Source organism: Mycobacterium sp. E2462 (assembly GCF_001672685.1).
Classification (GTDB): domain Bacteria; phylum Actinomycetota; class Actinomycetes; order Mycobacteriales; family Mycobacteriaceae; genus Mycobacterium.
In genome coordinates this window covers 1-1175 of record NZ_LZKC01000173.1, presented here as the reverse complement: position 1 = coordinate 1175, position 1175 = coordinate 1, and the positions used below count along the sequence as shown (strand labels likewise).

General features: G+C 71.7%; 2 protein-coding genes and 1 pseudogene. All 3 read right to left on the bottom strand.

The features are described 5' to 3' along the window. Positions 1–93: 93 nt before the first annotated feature. On the bottom strand, positions 94–801 hold the full coding sequence (locus tag A5714_RS08295) for a class I SAM-dependent methyltransferase (RefSeq protein WP_068284495.1): 708 nt from the start codon (positions 799–801) through the stop codon (positions 94–96). Then, positions 788–1099 carry a lycopene cyclase domain-containing protein gene (locus A5714_RS08290; protein WP_068069464.1) on the bottom strand — a complete coding sequence of 104 codons (312 nt, stop codon included), beginning with the start codon at positions 1097–1099 and terminating at the stop codon, positions 788–790. Before A5714_RS08290 ends, A5714_RS08295 begins: the two co-directional genes overlap by 14 nt. Continuing rightward, positions 1096–1175, bottom strand: a pseudogene (locus A5714_RS08285) (lycopene cyclase domain-containing protein); the annotation flags it as partial. The gene A5714_RS08290 and the pseudogene A5714_RS08285, both read right to left, overlap by 4 nt.

Genomic DNA, 1175 nt, shown 5'->3' with positions numbered 1-1175 from the left:
TGATCGTGGTCATTCCCGTGTGCGCCCTGCTGACCTACAACGCGGTGAGCACCATCCTGGCCCGGGTGCGGCGGCGACGGTCCACGGGGTCGGTCATCGCGGCGCGTCCGCCAGGAAGGTGTGCACGATGTTGGCCTCCCAGCCGGGCATCGTGTCGCTGTGCACCGCGGTGAACCCGGCCTCGCGCAGGCGGGCGCGGAACCGGGTGACGCCGTCGAAGCCGAGCACGCTGCGCCACAGGTAGCGGTACAGCCCGGCGTCGCGCGTGCGCCACCACCCGGACGGGATGATGACGCCCCAGCACACGGCGTGCCAGATCGCGGTGGCCGCGGGGGAGTCGCGGACCGAGTATTCGTGCACGGCCAGCGTGCCGCCGGGCCGCAGCAGCGTCCGGAACGCGCGCAGTTGCTGATCGGGGTCGGCGAGGTTGCGGATCAGGTAGGCGGCCAGGATGCCGTCGAACGGCCCGGAGATGCCGTGCTCGGCGAGCCGCTCGATGGGCGTGTGCACGAAGCGCACCGAGTCCGGCCACGGCTTCGCGCGCGCCACGTCGAGCATGCCGCGCGACGCGTCCACCGCGATGATGTCGGCCTCCGGGGCGACCGCGAGCAGCGCGGCCGTCGACGCGCCGGTTCCGCAGCCCGCGTCAAGCAGCCGTACGCCCCTGCCGCGGTTCGGAAGTCGCATCCGGCTGGCCGAGAGCAGCAGCTGGTCGTGGTAGCCGGGGCTGCGGCCCACCAGGCGGTCGTAGGCGTCGGCGCCCGCGTCGAACGCCGCCGCCAGCTGGTTACCGGCGCGCACGTTGCCGCTCCCACAACAGCAGCACCGCGGTCGCCAGGGCGAAGCCGAACAGGAAGTCCTCCACCGGGATGTCGAAGGGGAAGCGCCAGCCGCTGATCTGCCGTTCGTCGTACCGCACGATCGGCGAGCTCAGCTTGGTCAGCCAGCCGTCGACCGGAATCTGGAATCCGAGCACGATCACCATCGACAGCCAGTAGGCCAGGCGCCGGAACAGCCCGGTCCGCAACACCACCACTTCGGCGGCGCAGACGGCCACGACCGCCGCCACCGCCGGCACCGTGTAACCCAGACCGGTCATCGCCGCCGCACCCGGGCCAGGATGGTGCTCACCGCGTTGTAGGTCAGCAGGGCGCACACGGGAATGACGACGAAGA

Bases quoted from the DNA above. Each gene is read 5' to 3' on its own strand.
- A5714_RS08290 (WP_068069464.1), bottom strand. From the start codon at position 1,099: ATGACCGGTCTGGGTTACACGGTGCCGGCGGTGGCGGCGGTCGTGGCC.